General features: G+C 60.8%; 11 protein-coding genes. 4 read left to right on the top strand and 7 right to left on the bottom strand.

The features are described 5' to 3' along the window. Positions 1-51: 51 nt before the first annotated feature. From ppx to ACMUVN_RS14605, 4 genes are all read right to left on the bottom strand, one after another. Complete coding sequence (ppx, locus tag ACMUVN_RS14620) at positions 52-1,572, bottom strand: exopolyphosphatase (protein ID WP_047616371.1); 1,521 nt, start codon at positions 1,570-1,572, stop codon at positions 52-54. 12 nt (positions 1,573-1,584) lie between these two features. Then, positions 1,585-3,789: an RNA degradosome polyphosphate kinase gene (locus tag ACMUVN_RS14615; RefSeq protein WP_047616369.1), complete on the bottom strand. Its 2,205-nt coding sequence runs from the start codon at positions 3,787-3,789 to the stop codon at positions 1,585-1,587. A gap of 66 nt (positions 3,790-3,855) precedes the next feature. Continuing rightward, positions 3,856-4,569: a DnaA regulatory inactivator HdaA gene (gene hdaA, locus ACMUVN_RS14610; protein WP_025570229.1), complete on the bottom strand. Its 714-nt coding sequence runs from the start codon at positions 4,567-4,569 to the stop codon at positions 3,856-3,858. After that, positions 4,562-5,686, bottom strand: coding sequence for an AI-2E family transporter (locus ACMUVN_RS14605; RefSeq protein ID WP_097542988.1), 1,125 nt, complete (start codon positions 5,684-5,686; stop codon positions 4,562-4,564). Before ACMUVN_RS14605 ends, hdaA begins: the two co-directional genes overlap by 8 nt. A 245-nt stretch (positions 5,687-5,931) precedes the next feature. On the opposite strand from ACMUVN_RS14605, the gene purM reads away from it, so the two are divergent. Together purM and purN are read left to right on the top strand one after the other, a co-directional pair. Then, entirely contained in the window at positions 5,932-7,005 is a 1,074-nt protein-coding gene (gene purM, locus ACMUVN_RS14600) for a phosphoribosylformylglycinamidine cyclo-ligase (protein WP_414815206.1), read from the top strand. Then, positions 7,002-7,673: a phosphoribosylglycinamide formyltransferase gene (gene purN, locus ACMUVN_RS14595; protein WP_025570223.1), complete on the top strand. Its 672-nt coding sequence runs from the start codon at positions 7,002-7,004 to the stop codon at positions 7,671-7,673. The genes purM and purN overlap by 4 nt, the downstream gene beginning before the upstream one ends. Positions 7,674-8,461: 788 nt before the next feature. Here purN and ACMUVN_RS14590 read toward each other — a convergent pair. Continuing rightward, positions 8,462-9,631, bottom strand: a complete 1,170-nt coding sequence (locus ACMUVN_RS14590) for an alpha-D-ribose 1-methylphosphonate 5-triphosphate diphosphatase (protein WP_025570221.1) — start codon at positions 9,629-9,631, stop codon at positions 8,462-8,464. Positions 9,632-9,869: 238 nt separating this feature from the next. Between ACMUVN_RS14590 and ACMUVN_RS14585 the strand changes: the two genes are divergently transcribed. Both ACMUVN_RS14585 and ACMUVN_RS14580 read left to right on the top strand, forming a co-directional pair. After that, positions 9,870-10,484, top strand: coding sequence for a PadR family transcriptional regulator (locus ACMUVN_RS14585; RefSeq protein WP_025570219.1), 615 nt, complete (start codon positions 9,870-9,872; stop codon positions 10,482-10,484). Between the two features lie 10 nt (positions 10,485-10,494). After that, on the top strand, positions 10,495-11,793 hold the full coding sequence (locus ACMUVN_RS14580) for an FAD-dependent oxidoreductase (protein WP_414815205.1): 1,299 nt from the start codon (positions 10,495-10,497) through the stop codon (positions 11,791-11,793). A 67-nt stretch (positions 11,794-11,860) separates the two neighbouring features. On the opposite strand, the gene ACMUVN_RS14575 is transcribed toward ACMUVN_RS14580, so the two are convergent. Both ACMUVN_RS14575 and ACMUVN_RS14570 read right to left on the bottom strand, forming a co-directional pair. Then, positions 11,861-12,451, bottom strand: coding sequence for an NUDIX domain-containing protein (locus tag ACMUVN_RS14575; RefSeq protein WP_025570217.1), 591 nt, complete (start codon positions 12,449-12,451; stop codon positions 11,861-11,863). Further along, a complete protein-coding gene (locus tag ACMUVN_RS14570) occupies positions 12,448-14,652 on the bottom strand; it encodes a molybdopterin oxidoreductase family protein (protein ID WP_414815204.1) in 2,205 nt (734 codons plus the stop codon). Before ACMUVN_RS14570 ends, ACMUVN_RS14575 begins: the two co-directional genes overlap by 4 nt. Between the last annotated feature and the right edge of the window lie 9 nt (positions 14,653-14,661).

The raw sequence follows: 14,661 nt of genomic DNA, 5'->3' as shown, positions 1-14,661 counted from the left end.
GAGGGCGGAGGGACGGCACGGTCAAAACAGCCCGCCGTAAAGATGCCTACCCTACTCGAACAGAAACGCCAGCCGCTTGTTGGTCAGTCTCGACAGCTGCTGCAGGCGACCGTCCAGGCGTTCGCCGGCGAAATCGCGGTACTCGGGAGGCACGACGAATTCAAGGTCGAGGTCCGGGTTCGGCGATTTGCGGAAGGTCAGGTTCTTGACGATGCCGGGCATCGAGGCCGAGAAGAGGTAGACGACACGCAGCATGCCGCCGAGCAGCTTAGCGCGCTCGATGAGCTGAGGCGTGGCGATCTGGGCCAGCGGGCCGGTGGCGCCGTCGTCATGCAGGCCTTCGAAACGGTAATAGTTGGAAAGCGCGATAAAGGCGCGGCCGGGATGACTGATGCCGACGAAGGAAGAGTGAGCGATGACGTTCAGCGCCTGCAGCCCTCGATAGTCAGGATGGGCGCGCCAGCTGATATCGGCAAGCAGACAGGCGGCCTGACGGTAGCGGCTTTCCTCTTCGGTTTCCTGGATGCCGAAGAGGGGCATCATGCGGCCGGTCCATTCGGCCAGCTCGCGAGCATGCTCCGGCGAGCGGGCACGCAGGATCGCCAGCTCGCCGGCAGCGGCAAGCAGCGGATCGGCGCGGCGCTCGGCCTCCGACAGCAGCGAATAGAGATATCCCTCGCGCACACCTTGCGCCGAGAAGGAAATCATCGACGGCTTCATCGCGCTCAGCACTTCCTTCATGGCGACGGCGCCGAAGGGCAGCAGCGACCGGCGGTGCTTGGAAACGGCCTGCAGCGCCGGCTCCCTGGAGTCGCGCGCGGCCACCACCTGGTCGAGGAACAGCATCATCGCTTCGAGCGACACCTCATAGCCCTGCATCATGTGCAGCGGATAATGGGTGATTTCCATGTGCAGCTTGGCGATGTTTCGCCAGGTGCCGCCCACGGCGTAGAAGGTACGCCCCTCGCCTTTCGACAGCAGCTTTGCCGTCTTCAACTGCTTGCGGGCAAAGCTCTGGGCCTTGGAGAGCGAACCGCCGGCATATTCCGACAGGCGCAGGCCGCCGAGCGGCAGAGTGATGCCCTTGCCGAATTCCTTACCCTTGATATCGATCAGCTCCAGCGAGCCGCCGCCAAGGTCGCCGGCAATGCCGTCAGGATTGTAGAAACCGCTGATGATGCCGAGCGAGGCGAATTTCGCCTCTTCCTCGCCCGAAAGCACGCGGACTTTGCGGTTCAGGATGGTTTCTGCCTGGTGGATGAAATCGGGACCGTTGCTCGCCTCGCGCGCGGCTGCCGTTGCCAGCACATACATGGTGGCGGCGCGCGCCTGGTCGGACAGAGCCTTGAAACGATGCAGCGCCGCCAAAGCCCGCGCGACGCTGTCTTCATCCATCTTGCCGGTAAGGGCGACGCCCTTGCCAAGGCCGCAGAGGACCTTTTCGTTGAACAGGACGGTCGGCGAACGGGACATGCCTTCGTAGACGACTAGACGAATGGAATTCGATCCAATATCGACGACGGAGACCGGGGCGATCCCCGGAAGGCGCCCCTGGGCTTCAGATTCAACCATTTAGGTCCAGTTTTACTTGTTGTTGCGGCCTTCGAGCAGGCCGGCGATCAGCTTCGGCGCACTGGACTTCAGAGCTTCACCACGGCCCGACAGGCTCGGATTGGTCATGAAATACTGCTGCGCATTGAACGGTTCTTCGCCCCTGCGCACTTCCATGCGTCGCGACGTACCGTCGGGCAATATCTCGTAGCTTTGTTGATTGTCAATCACGTTGCCGAGCATAATCTGTGACAAGACTTGCTCGTGAACGGTCGGATTCGTCAGCGGAACCATGGTTTCGACGCGGCGATCGAGGTTTCGCGGCATCATGTCGGCCGAACCGATGTAAACCAGCGCCTTATCGGACGGCAGGCCGTGGCCGTTGCCGAAGCAGAAGATGCGACTGTGTTCGAGGAAGCGGCCGACGATCGACTTGACGCGGATCTTCTCCGAAAGGCCGGGCACCTGCGGGCGCAGGCAGCAGATGCCGCGCACCACCAGATCGATCTCGACGCCGGCATGGCTGGCGCGATAGAGCGCATCGATGATGTCGGGATCGACAAGCGCGTTCATCTTCATCCAGATCGCGGCCGGCGCGCCGTTCCTGGCATGCTGGATCTCCTCCTCGATGTGGCGCAGGATGCGCGGGCGCATCGTATAGGGCGAGATGGCGAGCTGCATGCCCTGTTCAGGCTCGCCGTAGCCGGTGATGAAGTTGAAGATATTCGCCATGTCATGGGCGATGACGGGATTGCAGGTAAAATAGGAAAGGTCGGTATAAATCTTCGCGGTGATCGGGTGGTAGTTGCCCGTTCCGAGGTGGCAATAGGTGCGCAGCTTGCCTTCCTCGCGCCGGACGACCATCGACATCTTGGCATGGGTCTTGAGCTCGATGAAACCGAAGACGACCTGCACGCCGGCGCGTTCGAGATCGCGCGCCCAGCGGATGTTCGCCTCTTCGTCGAAGCGGGCCTTGAGCTCGACCAGCGCCGTCACCGACTTGCCGGCTTCGGCGGCGTCGATCAGGGCGCGGACGATCGGGCTGTCGTTGGAGGTACGGTAAAGCGTCTGCTTTATCGCCAGGACGTCAGGATCGCGCGCAGCCTGGAGAAGAAACTGGACCACCACGTCGAAAGATTCGTAGGGGTGATGGACGACCATGTCCTTTTCGCGGATGGCGGCAAAGCAGTCGCCGGCATGTTCGCGAACGCGCTCGGGAAATCGCGCATTGTAGGGGGCAAACCTGAGATCCTCGCGCGGCGCCTTGGTGATCTCGGACAGGGTGTTCAACGCCAAAAGACCCGGCAGAACGGCGACGCGATTGTCCGGGATATTGAGGGCCTGAACGACGAACTGGCGCAGCGAGGCCGGCATTTCCGAGTCGGTCTCGATGCGGATGACCTTACCGCGGCGGCGGCGCTTCAGCGCCGTTTCGAAAAAGCGGACGAGATCCTCGGCCTCTTCCTCGACTTCGATATCGCTGTCGCGGATGACGCGGAACGTACCGGAACCCTGCACCTCGTAACCCGGGTAGAGCCGATGGATGAAGATGTTGGCGACATCTTCCAGCGTGATGTAGCGGATCGTGTTTCCATCATCCGGCAGACGAACGAAGCGGTCGAGCGCCACCGGCAGGCGCAGCAGCGCCGTCATCGGCTCGCGGCCGTTCTTGCTGACGAGCTGCAGGCCGATCGAGAAGCCGAGATTCGGAATGAAGGGGAACGGATGGGCCGGATCGATCGACAGCGGCGTCAGGACCGGGAAGATCGCCTGTTCGAATTCGGCAGCCAGCCACTGGCGGTCGGCATCGCTCAAGGCGCCGGGGCGCACGATCAGGATGTCTTCCTTGGCGAGATATTGCTGCAGGACGGCGAGCGAGGCCTGCTGCTCCATCTGCAGATGGTCGATCTCCTGCAGGATCGAGTCGAGCTGCTCGGCCGGCGTCTTGCCGTCAGGGCTGCGGATGGCGATGTTCTGGCGCACCTGGCCCTCGAGGCCGGCGACACGCACCATGAAGAATTCATCGAGGTTGGCGGCTGAGATCGACAAGAAGCGGACGCGCTCGAGCAGCGGATGCTCGGTATTCAGCGTTTCTTCGAGGACACGGCGGTTGAACTGCAGCCAGGAGAATTCTCGGTTGATGAAGCGCTCGGGGCTCTTGAGCAGCTCTTCCAGCGGGGGAGTGTTGTCGTTGATCTCGGGAGCGAGTTCTTGATGTTCTGCGACTGCACTATCCATTGTCCGCTTACCCCGTTCTCAATCGCCAAAGGCAATTATATCAGTTTGACGACGGAACTGTGACAGTCAATCGGCCGGTTCTGAATTTCCCAATTCATTCAATACTTCGGCCGCAAGAGACCGGGTGATTTTCGTACCCCGCGACAGGGCCAGCCGGTCGAGCCTTTCGACGATCGTCTGGGCCGCGTTCAGCGACCGCTCCATCCGGTTGACGATATAGAGCACGAGTTTGTCATCTATATAAAGCTGCCGGTCGGCGAAGAGCTTGACGATCACCTGCGACAACAGCGCCTCATCGGGTTCGCCGATCTCGACGACGGTTGCCGCTTTCAGGCGTGAGCGCAGATCGGGCAGCGAAACCGGCCATGACATCGGCCAGAGACGGCTGGTGATCAACAGGCTGGTGCCGTTTTCGCGCACGCTGTTGATGACGTGGAATAGCGCGTTGTCATCGAAGCCGAGGCGATCGGCGTCCTCGAACAGCACCGGGCCGGCGGCGGCGGCAACGGCGGCATCCGAGCCGAGCTCGGGATGGATGTCGACGGCGCCGCTCAAGTCCCGCCAGATGCGGGCAAGATGCGATTTACCCGAGCCGACCGGGCCGGCGAGCACGACGACCGGCGATGGCCATGCGGGCCAGGCATCGACGATCGAAACGGCGGCGGCGAGACGCTCCGAGATCAGGAGGTCGTCGCGCCCGCTTGCGGCATCGTGCGAAAAGACCAGCGGCAACTGCTCTCCGGCCTTGCGCTTCGGATCAGCGTTCTTGACGTCATTCATTGGGAACTGATTTCGTCTTCCTGGCGCGGCCGCTTGATGACCCGCCAAAATAAAGATCGCTCTGAAGGTAGCGTGAAAGCGCGAAGCGAACAAGGACGCCGACGGCTGCGGCGGCCGGCACGGCGACCAAAAGACCGACGAAACCGAAGAGCGCGCCGAAGGCAAAAAGCGCAAACATCAGCCAGACCGGATGCAGGCCGACGCTGGAACCGACGAGCTTCGGCTGCAGAATGTTGCCTTCCAGGAACTGACCACTGAAGAAGACGACGAGCACCAGCCCGATCCAGGGATAATCCGGCCAGAACTGCACGAGCGCCACGCCGATGGCGAGGACGAGGCCAACCATCGAGCCGACATAGGGAATGAAACTGATCATGCCGGCGAAGAGGCCGATCAGCAGGCCGAAATTCAACCCGACGAGAGAAAGGCCGACGGCATAATAGATGCCGAGGATAAGGCAGAGCGAGCCCTGGCCGCGGATGAAGCCCGCGATCGCCTGGTCGATCTCCTTGGCGATCTGGCGGACATCGCTGACATAATCGCGCGGGATCCACTGATCGACCTTGGCAACCATGCGGTCCCAGTCGAGCAGGATATAGAAGGCGACGACGGGGGTGACGACGAGCAGCGATATGACGTCGACGATCGCCTTGCCGGAATTCCAGATCTGCGCGAAGAGCCCGGTGAGGAACCCCATACCCTCCGACAGGATGCCGGAGAGATTGTCCTTGATCGCGCCCATCTGGTTCTCGACCCAGTCCGGCAGCAGCGAATTCTGCGCCTGCGTGATGAACTGCTGCAACTGGCTGATATAACCCGGCAGACGCTCGGCAAAATCGTTGAACTGGCTGATGAGCACCGGAATGAGGATCATCAGCGCTAAGGCGAAGACGATGACGAAGGCGACCAGAATGCCGATGGTCGCCATCATGCGGCTCAGGCCCAGGCGTTCAAGCCGGTCGGCCACCGGATCGAGGAAATAGGCGATCGCCATGCCGGCGATGAAAGGCAGCAGGATCGAGCTGAAGACATAGAGAAAGACGATGAAGAAGACGAGCACTGCCAGCCAGAAGAAGATCTGACGCTTGAGACTGTTGCCGCTGACATGCTGTGGCATCGCTTCCCCGTTGATTGCTCGCCGCCGCCAAACGCCGCATCCGATCCGAAGCGGCCATTCAGCACATAGGATGCAGGCGCAAAGATGGTCAACCCTGTCGCGTCAAATCCCGGAAAGGGTGGAGGGAGACGCGGGAAATTGGGGGCTTTTGCCATGCAACGCTTGCATAAACGCCCCTGTCATGCAATTGCGACCGGCAGATGACGCGGCACGTTTGCCGCCTGAAATAGCCATCGGAGACCAGCATGAGCCAGTCTGGGAAAAACGGCCTGACATATAGCGATGCAGGCGTCGATATCGATGCCGGCAACCTCCTCGTCGAGAAGATCAAGCCGGCAGTGCGTTCGACGCGCCGTCCCGGCGCCGATGGCGAGATCGGCGGCTTCGGCGGGCTCTTCGACCTCAAGGCGGCGGGCTTCAGCGATCCGGTTCTGGTCGCCGCCAATGACGGCGTCGGCACCAAGCTGAAGATCGCCATCGATGCCGACTATCACGACACCGTCGGCATCGACCTCGTCGCCATGTGCGTCAACGATCTCGTGGTGCAGGGCGCCGAGCCGCTGTTCTTCCTCGATTATTTCGCGACCGGCAAGCTCGACCCCGACCAGGGCGCAGCCATCGTCGGCGGCATTGCCGCCGGCTGCCGCGAGGCCGGCTGCGCGCTGATCGGCGGCGAGACCGCCGAGATGCCCGGCATGTATTCCTCCGGCGACTACGATCTCGCCGGTTTTGCCGTGGGTGCTGCCGAACGCGGCAAGCTGCTGCCCTCGGGCGATATCGCCGAGGGTGACGTGATCCTCGGCCTCGCCTCCTCCGGCGTCCATTCCAACGGCTTTTCGCTGGTACGCAAGATCGTGGAACTGTCCGGCCTCGACTGGAGCGCCGCCGCACCTTTTGCCGAAGGCAGGCTGCTCGGCGAAGCGCTGCTCGAGCCGACCCGCATCTATGTGAAGCCGCTTCTGAAGGCGATCCGCGAGACCGGCGCCATCAAGGCGCTGGCGCACATCACCGGCGGCGGTTTCCCGGAAAACATTCCGCGCGTCTTGCCGAAACACCTAGCCGCCGAGATCGATCTTGATGCCGTCAAGGTTCCAGCGGTGTTTTCGTGGCTCGCCAAGACGGGCGGCGTCGAATCCAGGGAAATGCTGCGCACCTTCAATTGCGGCGTCGGCATGATCGCCGTCGTTGCCGCCGAGAACGTCGCGGCCGTTTCGGCCGCCCTCGAAGCCGAGGGCGAGACTGTGATCACGCTCGGCCGCATGATCGCCCGCGACGAAGGCGCTGCCGGCACGGTCTACAAGGGCACGCTTGCGATATGAGCGCACCGCGCAAACGCGTCGTCGTCTTCATATCAGGCAGCGGCTCCAACATGATGGCGTTGGTTGCGGCGGCGAAGGCCGCCGACTATCCGGCCGAGATCGTCGGGGTGATCTCCGACAAGGCGGATGCCGGCGGGCTTGCCAAGGCTGATGCCGAAGGCATCGCCACCTTCGCTTTCCCCCGCAAGGACTACGCCAGCAAGGACGCGCATGAGGCGGCGATCTTTTCGGCGCTCGACGAGCTTTCGCCCGACATTCTGTGCCTGGCAGGCTACATGCGGCTACTGACGGCAACTTTCATCCAGCGTTACGAAGGCCGGATGCTCAACATCCACCCTTCCCTGCTGCCGCTGTTTCCCGGCCTGCATACGCATCAGCGGGCGATCGACGCCGGGATGCGGATCGCGGGCTGCACGGTGCATTTCGTCACCGAGGGCATGGATGAAGGGCCGGTGATCGGCCAGGCGGCCGTACCGGTTCTCTCGGGCGACACAGCCGAAAGCCTTGCCGCGCGTGTGCTCACCATCGAACATCAAATCTATCCGCAGGCGCTGCGGCTGTTTGCCGAAGGCCGGGTGACGATGGAAGGCGGCAAGGCCGTCGGCGCGGAGGCCTCGACCGCCGCACCCAAGGCACAGCTGATTTCGCTGATCGGCGACCGCGCTTAGATTGCTGCGCTATTTTCTGAAAGCCGGTAACTTTATCAGGTCTTCCCTACTGATCTGAACACCGGAGCTTTCGGAAAGAATTGAGCAGCGCCCGCCGCTATGACCCCAAAATAATCACAGAGGTCAGCCAACTGATTCCATCCTGTGGTATCAGGTATTCTTGATTCTCCTTCTGAGCCATCGCTTGGCCACCAGAACAATATTTCCAATGATTACGTAAGAGGACAAAAACAATAGAGGAAGGTGAATCGCGACCGAGCCGTAACCTCCCCTCTCACACAGCGTCTCTACCGAAGCTTGACTTAAAACAATCTTGGATCCGCTCAATATCGTAGCAAATGGATAGTTGAATATTACAAAATATATTACAACAAAAACAAATATTCCCCTGTCGTATATATAACAAAAAGCAACAGAAATCAAAGAAATAAATATCAGAACAAATCATGGATACTTATATACAAATATAATCGCATTCAATAAGGAAGCAGCCGATTTTTTGCATTGTATATATTTGCCACCTATATAGACGTTCGGGATACCATATTGGTTATCGTAGTAAATTGACACAACAATTACACATATTGTCGCGATTCCACTTAAAACGAACGGCAGCAGCCCCCACTCCTTGTGCAGCAATCTCGGCTCAGATGACATCTTGACTCCGCATCGTTGGCGTCTTGTTCCGGAGTTATGTGATAGTCGGGGTACCGTCGACGAGAAAGCCAGCTTAGCCGGGATCTCGTCATTCTGTGGTGGAGGGATTATTTCGACGCTCAGACGTGCAGCTAAGCCGCCAAAGCCCGCAGCGGATGCAGCGTGCCGTCGCTGTAGACGAAGCGGCCGGCGCGGAAAGTGGCGCGGATGCGGTTGATATCGCCCGGTTCGACCACGACGAGATCGGCGCGCTGACCAAGGGCGATCTCGCCACGATCCGACAGACCGGCCGAACGGGCCGCATTGCCGGTCGCCATGGCAACGGCTGCCGGCAGGCCGCCTTCCACCATGTCGGCAAGCTTGAAGATGCCGGGCACGAAGGCGGCCGGATGATAATCGGCGGCGATGACGCTGAGCAGGCCGGCCCTTGCGGCATCGAGGGCGCTGAGATTGCCCGACATCGACTGGCCGCGCAGCGCGTTCGGCGCGCCCATCAGCGTCCAGAGGCCACGGCGGCGCGCCTCTTCCGCCGCAGGCGCCGTGACCGGAAACTCGCTGATGGTCACGCCGAGATCATGCATTTCGGCGACCTTTTCGACGCTGTCATCGTCATGCGAGGCAAGCGACAGCTTGTGCTTCAGCGACAGCGCGACAATCTCCTTCAGCTTGGCCTCGATGTCAGGATTGTTGCGCATGGCGATGCGCTTGGCGACGATCTCCGCCGCCATGTCCTCTGAGATGGCGCGGCGCTCGGAAATGCTGAGGATGTAGCTCTGCAGATTGTTGTATTGGCCCTGGCCCGGCGTGTGGTCGGTCAGCGACACCATGTCGATCTGGTCGGCATTCAGCAGACGCTCGAGTGCCGGGGCTGCACCGACATTGGTGATTTCGTAGCGGGCATGGACGCGGTGGTCGATCAGCAGATCATCGCGCAGACGGTTGATGCCCTCGATCACTGCCGAGGTCGTCTCCAGCGAACGGACATGGCCGTAGACGCTCTCGGTCGCAAAAGAGACGGCGGCAAAGGCGGTCGTGACACCGGCGGCGGCAAGCTTCTTGTCGAGTTCGTGGATGCCGAAATCGATCGGCATCGTCGCGTTCGGCCGCGGGGCGATCTCGCGCTCGATCATGTCGCCGTGCAGATCGACGAATCCGGGCATCAGCAGCCGTCCGCCGCCATCGACGGCAGCGGCGGCGACCGGCTCCGGCCTGATCTCAGCGATGACGCCATCCTCAACACGCACGGCACCTTCACTCACCACCTCGTTTGGGAGAACGAGGGTGAAATTGCTGAGCCACATGGGCTTTCTCCTGACCGCATCCGATGATTGACAAGCCGCAGCGGATAAAACCGCTTCGTGACAGTCGTATGAAATTTCGAGCGCGATCACCTTAAAGCGGAAACTTGCGCTTTGGAATTGGTTGAATGCGCTCGCCGCGCGGATTCACGACCATCGTTTCAAACAGCGCGAGTCTCGAATCCAGCGACCTGGAGCCTTCGAATTGACTAGTTATAAATAAACTAGTAGTATTATTACTATGACATCTATCAAACGCTCTCCAGTCGCGCTCGCCGTCCTTGCAATGCTCATGGAAGAGCCAATGCATCCTTACCGAATGCAGCGGCTCATTAAGGAGCGCGGCAAGGACGAAGTGATCAATGTCACGCAGAGGGCGAGCCTTTATCAAACAATCCAGCGGCTCGAACGCGAGGGCTTGATCATCCCGCGGAAAACAGTCCGGGACGACAAGCGTCCAGAGCGAACCGTGTACGAGATAACTGAGAAGGGCCGCGAAATCGCGCTTGAATGGATGCGGGCGATATTGTCGACCCTGACGCGAGAATATCCGGAATTCCCCGCGGCGATGTCATTTCTTCCGCTGCTTACGCCTGATGATGTGGCGAGCCAGCTTGAGCTCAGAGCAAAAGCCATCGAGTCGGAACTTCGCAGGATCGACGACGTCTTGCAGGAAGCTCAGGCTGTTCCAAGGCTCTTCCTTCTCGAGATGGAATATCTCCGAGCGATCCACGCAGCCGAATTATCCTGGGTCAGTGGCATTGTCGGGGACCTCAGCGCCCAGCGTATCACCTGGACAGAGGAGTGGCTGAGACAGATCGCCGCCAAATTCTCCATCGCCCCCAAACTCGACTAGGACCAACACCATGAAGGTTTTGATTATCGGCGCCGGGACGGGCGGTTTGGCACTCGCACATCTGCTTAAGCAGGCTGGGGTTTGCATAGCGGTATATGAGCGCGACTTTGCGCCGAGCACCGACAGTGGTGGTCATCGCGTCGGCATCAGCCCGGCTGGAAGCCGCGCGCTAAAAGCCTGTGTCCCCGGCGAACTCTACGATCTCTATGTCGCCACCTGCGCCAGGTCGCCACGCTATTTCAACATGCTCACTGAACAACTGGGCGAAGTCCTGAGCTTCGATATCGATGATGCAGGCCCGAACGCTCTCGACGGTGAAAAGAACGTCATTCGAAAGGCGCTGAGGCGGGTTCTACTCAGAGGACTTGAAGACGACGTCTTCTTCGGGAAGACGCTTCAAAGTTACACAAACAGTGCCGACGGGTCGGTCATAGCTTGCTTTCAGGATGGAAGTCTCGCGACGGGAGATGTGCTGGTGGGCGCTGACGGCACGAATTCGACTGTACGCAAGCAACGTCTGCCGGAAGCGCGTCTGGAAGACACGGGGATCGTGTCGCTCGGGGGCAAAATTCCGATGACGGTCGCGACGAAAGCTCTGCTGTCGGACAAAATGTTTCAAGGCATGTCGCTGATCATGGCGCCGATGGGCTTCGGCGCAATCATTCACTCGCTCGAGTTCGCCGGCACTAGAAGCGACCCAGATTTTGTTGCTCGTTGGCCGGACTTCGTCGAAGCACTCGACGAGGACAGCGTCGGTTGGGGGGTATGGGGCGCTCGGCAGAACTGGCCGCGGGACCCGACCGGTCTGAGCGGCGAACAATTGAGAGAACTGGGCTTGAAACTCACCCGGGACTGGCATCCGCACTTACATGCGCTCATTCAGATGACGGAGCCCTCGACGATCCAAGATATCAGGATGAGAACCGCCGTCCCGCTGACGCCTTGGGCGAGTTCGAATGTCACTCTGCTCGGTGACGCCGTCCATACGATGACGCCAGGACGAGGCGCGGGCGCCAATACCGCGCTTCGCGATGCCGCACTGCTCGGACACATGCTGGTTGAAGCGAACCAAGGGCGAAAACCGCTTGTCGAAGCCATACATGCCTACGAAGTCGAGATGCTTCGCTACAGTACCGAAGCGATCCGAGAATCGAAAAAGCAGATGGATGCCAGCGACCTGGTCCATCGGCCGATTGTCGGCAGACTTCAACTCGCTGTCACGCGCGGCGTAATGCGCATCATCAATGCGGTACCTGCACTGAAGCAGCGCGCCTTTCAGCAGATGATGCGAGTTCGCGGAGAAAACTAAACGGGTCGCGGATCATGTCGATCCGCCCGAAGTAACTTGACGAACCAGGTCTCGATCGCCTTACCCGCTAACGAAGTTTGCCCCTGTTCAACAGCGCCCATTGCAACAGCACGATCGTCTTGGCATCGAAGATCTCGCCAGTTTCGATCATTGCCGCGGCCGCGTCGAGCGGGACTTCGAGGACCTCGATATCCTCGTGCTCTTCGTCCAGGCCGCCGCCTTCCGCCACGCGGTCGGCAGTGTCGATGAGGGCTGCGAAGAAGTGGACGACCTCGGTGACGGCGCCCGGCGAGGTATAGGATTTGAACAGGAAGCGCGCGTCGCGCAGCCGATAACCGGTCTCCTCCATCGCCTCGCGGCGGATCGCCGCCTCGGGATGATCATCATCGAGAAGGCCGGCCGGCACCTCGATTGTCCAGGCGGGATCGCCATTGAGATGAACAGGGAGGCGGAACTGGCGAACGAGCACGACAAGGTCGCGCCTGGGATCATAAAGCAGGATGCAGGCGGCGGGCGTGCGGTGGTAGACCTCCCGCTTCAACCGCTGGGTTGCGCCCTTGCGGTCTATATAATCGAGCAGGTAGCTGGAGAGCCGCGTCCAGCCATTCGACAGGATTTCTTCGCTGACGATCTTCACGCGTGATGTCGGCTGCATCATGCTGCGTCCCTGCGAAGCCAGACCTTGTTGTCGTGAACGGCCGCCCCGCCATAGGGTGCGACGGGGTCGGCGCCGGTCAAGACATTGATGCCCTCGCCATCGACATGCGCCTTGTTCGGCCAAAGCCCCTCGGCGATCAGCACGCCGGATTTCACTTCGGTGGTGATGCGGGCGTGGATGCGCAGATCGCCGCGGCTGTTGCCAATGCGAACGAGATCGCCATGGGCGATGCCATTGGCTTCGGCGTCGGCGGGATTGATCATCACCTCGGGGCGCCCTTCCTTTTGGCGAGAGGTCTTGGTCTCGGAGAAGCTCGAATTCAGGAAGTTGCGGGCGGGCGACGTGGCCAGCCGGAAAGGATGCTCGGGATCGGCGACTTCGATGACATCGACCTGATCAGGGAAGGCCGGAAGCTCGGCATGCGGCCCGAGCACCCCGATGGCGGCCGGCGGCTTGTTCGGCGCCGGCTGATTGATCCAGTCCGGGCGAAAGTGGAACTTGCCATCCGGATGGGCAAAGCCGTTCAGATAATGCGCCTCCTCGAAGGCGGGCTGGCGATCGAACCATTTGTGTTCGAGGAAATGCTCATAATCCGGCAGGCCACTCGATTCGAGGATGCGGTCGACCATCTCGCGGGCGGTGAAGCCGAAGCCGGGACGATCGGCGACGCCGAGGCGTTTGGCCAGTTCCTCGATGACGAAGAGATTGGTGCGCACGGTCGGCGGCGGCTCGACCAGCTTCGGCCCCAGCAGGATATGGTTCTGGCCGCCGGCCCGGTAGATATCGTCATGCTCGACGAACATCGTCGCCGGAATGACGATATCGGCGATCTCAGCCGTTTCGGTCATGAACTGCTCGTGGACGGCGACGAAGAGGTCGTTGCGGGCAAAGCCGCGTCTGACGAGGCGCTGCTCGGGGGCGATGTTGGCGGGATTGGTGTTCTGGATCAGCATCGCCGTCACCGGGCCGCGATGACGGAGCGCCACCGCATCACCGGTCAGCACCCGGCCGATCTGCGACTGGTCGAGCATGCGGATATCGGCATCCTTCATCGACCGGCCGGTCAGTTCGGCGCTGTTCATGCGGAAAATATCGCTGTTCGAATGGAAGGCGCCGCCGCCTTCATATTGCCAGGAGCCGAGAACGGTGGCGATCGAGGCGGCCGCATGCATGGCGACCGCGCCGTTGCGCTGGCGGGTGAAGCCATAGCCCAGGCGGAAGAAGGTCTTCTTCGTGGTGCCGACGAGGCTGGCGAAGGCTTCGATCTCCTCGACCGAAAGACCGGTGATGGCGGCGGCCCATTGCGGCGTCCTGGTTTTCAGATGCGCTTCGAGACCCCCGGGATCGTCGGCGTACCGCGCCATATAATCACGGTCGGCATGGCCGTCGCGGAAGGCGATGTGCATGACAGCGCACGCGAGTGCTGCATCGGTACCCGGCCTGACGATCAGCGCCATGTCGGCCTGCTTCATCGTCGGATTGTCGTAAATGTCGATGACGACGATCTTGGCGCCGCGCTCCTTGCGCGACTTGATGGCGTGGGTCATCACATTGACCTGCGTCGAGACCGCGTTGGTGCCCCAGATGACGACGCAATCGGTGCGGCCCATCTCGCGCGGATCGGGACCACGCAGCGTGCCGGTCGCCATGGTGAAGCCGGTCCAGGCGGGGTTGGTGCAGATCGAGGAGAAGAAGCCGGAGTAACGCTTGGCATGACGCAGACGATCGATCGAATCGCGCTGCACCCAGCCCATGGTGCCAGCGTAGAAATAGGGCCAGATCGCCTCGCTGCCGTCCCTCGCCTCGGCCTTCACAAAGGCTTCGGCGATCTCATCCAGCGCATCGTCCCAGGAAATCTGCTGCCACTGCCCTGCCCCCTTGGCGCCGGCGCGGCGCAAGGGATGCATCAGGCGGTCGGGATGGTAGAGCCGCTCGGCATAACGGGCGACCTTGGCGCAGATGACGCCTGACGTGTAGGAATGGTCATTGGCGCCGCGCACACGGCCGATGCGGCCATCCTCTGATATATCGACCTCCAGCGCACAGGTGGAGGGACAGTCATGCGGACAGGCGGTGTGGCCCACCCTATTGGCCGGCTTTTCTGATTTGGCGTGGATGGGGGTCGCAATGTTCATGGCATTTGTATATTCCAAGGCTTGCACGGCCAAAAGCCACAAAAGCTCGCCATGACGCGAATTCATACGGACATC

Origin of the sequence: Rhizobium sp. IY2, from assembly GCF_047532935.1 — a bacterium.
Taxonomy (GTDB): Bacteria; Pseudomonadota; Alphaproteobacteria; order Rhizobiales; family Rhizobiaceae; genus Rhizobium; species Rhizobium anhuiense.
The sequence above is the reverse complement of the archived record's forward strand: the minus strand, read 5'-3'. Positions and strand labels throughout refer to the sequence as shown.

What these genes read in the sequence shown, in the direction of transcription:
- purN (WP_025570223.1), top strand. Translation starts at nt 7,002, where the DNA reads ATGAGCGCACCGCGCAAACGCGTCGTCGTCTTCATATCAGGCAGCGGC.
- ACMUVN_RS14585 (WP_025570219.1), top strand. Translation starts at nt 9,870, where the DNA reads ATGACATCTATCAAACGCTCTCCAGTCGCGCTCGCCGTCCTTGCAATG.
- ACMUVN_RS14605 (WP_097542988.1), bottom strand. Translation starts at nt 5,686, where the DNA reads ATGCCACAGCATGTCAGCGGCAACAGTCTCAAGCGTCAGATCTTCTTC.
- ACMUVN_RS14590 (WP_025570221.1), bottom strand. Translation starts at nt 9,631, where the DNA reads ATGTGGCTCAGCAATTTCACCCTCGTTCTCCCAAACGAGGTGGTGAGT.
- ACMUVN_RS14580 (WP_414815205.1), top strand. Translation starts at nt 10,495, where the DNA reads ATGAAGGTTTTGATTATCGGCGCCGGGACGGGCGGTTTGGCACTCGCA.
- ACMUVN_RS14570 (WP_414815204.1), bottom strand. Translation starts at nt 14,652, where the DNA reads ATGAATTCGCGTCATGGCGAGCTTTTGTGGCTTTTGGCCGTGCAAGCC.
- ppx (WP_047616371.1), bottom strand. Translation starts at nt 1,572, where the DNA reads ATGGTTGAATCTGAAGCCCAGGGGCGCCTTCCGGGGATCGCCCCGGTC.
- ACMUVN_RS14575 (WP_025570217.1), bottom strand. Translation starts at nt 12,451, where the DNA reads ATGATGCAGCCGACATCACGCGTGAAGATCGTCAGCGAAGAAATCCTG.
- ACMUVN_RS14615 (WP_047616369.1), bottom strand. Translation starts at nt 3,789, where the DNA reads ATGGATAGTGCAGTCGCAGAACATCAAGAACTCGCTCCCGAGATCAAC.
- purM (WP_414815206.1), top strand. Translation starts at nt 5,932, where the DNA reads ATGAGCCAGTCTGGGAAAAACGGCCTGACATATAGCGATGCAGGCGTC.
- hdaA (WP_025570229.1), bottom strand. Translation starts at nt 4,569, where the DNA reads ATGAATGACGTCAAGAACGCTGATCCGAAGCGCAAGGCCGGAGAGCAG.